This is a genomic window from Streptomyces niveiscabiei (genome assembly GCF_001419795.1).
GTDB lineage: Bacteria > Actinomycetota > Actinomycetes > Streptomycetales > Streptomycetaceae > Streptomyces > Streptomyces niveiscabiei.
In genome coordinates, this window is sequence record NZ_LIRL01001364.1 from 1 (window position 1) to 1,941 (window position 1,941).

Genomic DNA, 1,941 nt, shown 5'->3' on the forward strand with positions numbered 1-1,941 from the left:
TCCCCCCGCGCCGCCTGCTCCCACGCCTCAGGCCGGGCCCGGGTTGAGCCTCACCGCTCAGCCCAACCCCGGGTACGTCGGTGGGCGGGTCGTCGTGAGCTACACCGTGCGCAACGGGCGCAACGCCCTTGCCACCGGGCTGCGGTTGAAGATCGGGCTGCCTGCCGGGATACCCAACAACGGGCCGCCGGCCGGGTGTGACGCCAACTGGAGCTGTGCGCTGCCCGACTTGGCGCAGGGGGCCAGCACTGTCGTACGTGTGGTGCTCAGTCCGAACAAGGCGCTTACTGCCCAGCTCACCGGGACGTTGACGACCACCGGGACCGACGCCGATCGGAGTGACAACACGGCTCGGCAGCGGCTGCGGATCTTGCAGCCCAAGATCATCGCTGTGCCGGAGATCGGGAAGCCGGGGTTCGTGACCTCCGTGCGGGGGACGGACTTTCCGCCCGGTGTGCCGGTGAAGTTCACCTGGAAGCCCGGGATCACGGCCGCCGCCGCGCCGACGATTCCGCTCGCCAACGGGACGTTCATCGGGCAGCTCCTGATTCTCGCCAAGGATCAGACCGGGCCTCGGATCATCACCGCCAGCGGGCCCGGGTTCTCGCCGGTGACCACCGACTTCCTGGTGGTCCTCGGGACCGTTCAGCCGCCGGACGAGGTGACCCGCCGGTGATCCACGAGGTCGACGAAGGGCTGCGGCGGCTGCTCGGGGAGTCCGGGCTCGAAGCGTCCGGGGTGGACGTGGTGTTCGACGCGCCCACCCGGGACTGGGCCGCTCGGCGCAGCGCGCCCACGGTGTGTGTCTTCCTGTACGACATTCGCGAGGACGCGACCCGGCGGGGGAGCGGGGCGGGGGAGGTGTACGACGACGAGGGGCATCTCGTCGCTCGGCGGTCGCCTCCCCGGTGGTTCGATCTCACGTACCTCGTGACCGCCTGGGCGAATCGGCCGCAGGACGAACACCGGTTGCTGTCGCAAGTGTTGACGACGCTGGTCGCCAACGATGTGCTGCCCGCGCGGATGTTGAGCGGGTCGCTCGCCGAACTCGGGCTCACCGTCGCGCTCGACACGGCCGGGACCGGGCTCGACGGGCCCGCCGCGTCCGACGTGTGGTCGGCGCTCGGCGGGGAGCTGAAGGCGTCGCTGGGGCTGCGGGTCCGGGCTCCGTTGGCCGGGGCGACCAAGGCTTCCGCGCCGCCTGTCACCGAGGGGCTCGTGGTGCGGTCCGCCGCGTTGAGCGGGGACGGCGAGGCTCTGCCCGGACGCCGGTTGCGGTATCGGGAAGTCAGTGATCCGGGGGACGACGGGTTCTCCGGGCCCAGGGAACGAGGGGCGGCGCCGGCGCGGCGTCGGCGGGGGGATCGGCAGCCTTGACGTACAAGGACGCGGAGTTGTGGGAACGGCTACGGCTCGTCGAGGAGCGGGTGCGGGGTGCTGTCGCGGCGCGGAAGGCGGGGGACCCCGATCCCGACGATCCGTATCGGGGGCAGTACCTCACGCCGGACGCCGTCGAACGGATTCTGGAGGGGGTGGGAGGGCTCGACGTTCCGCCGTACGAGGACTGGGAGCCGGAGCCCTCGTCCGTACTCGGGGTGCTGGCGCGGCGGTTCGGGTTGTCGTCGCTCGATCTGGACTTGTTGCTCGTGGCCGTCGCTCCTGATCTCGATGCTCGGTTCGAGCGGTTGTACGGGTACCTCAATGACGATCTCACTCGACGCCGGCCCACTGTTGGACTGGCGTTGGAGCTGTGCGGGGTCGCGGGGGCCTCGGCCGCGCGGTTCCGGCTCGGGGCGGGGGCGCCGCTCGTCGAGGGCGGGTTGATCGAGGTCGGTGAGGGGGAACGGCCGCCGCTGTCACGGGTGTTGGTCGTGCCGGATCGGGTGACCGGGTATCTGCTGGGGAGCTCGGCTGCTGATGTGCGGCTGCGTGGGGTGGTGG

The 1,941-nt window shown here is 71.3% G+C and carries 1 protein-coding gene and 2 pseudogenes; all 3 read left to right on the forward strand.

Features of this window, described 5'->3' with window-relative positions:
• Positions 1–676: pseudogene (locus tag AOK24_RS44080) on the forward strand (hypothetical protein); the annotation flags it as partial.
• A complete protein-coding gene (locus AOK24_RS44085; RefSeq protein WP_055725428.1) occupies positions 673–1,377 on the forward strand; it encodes a Pvc16 family protein in 705 nt (234 codons plus the stop codon). The pseudogene AOK24_RS44080 and the gene AOK24_RS44085, both read left to right, overlap by 4 nt.
• Positions 1,374–1,941: pseudogene (locus tag AOK24_RS44090) on the forward strand (ATP-binding protein); the annotation flags it as partial. The gene AOK24_RS44085 and the pseudogene AOK24_RS44090, both read left to right, overlap by 4 nt.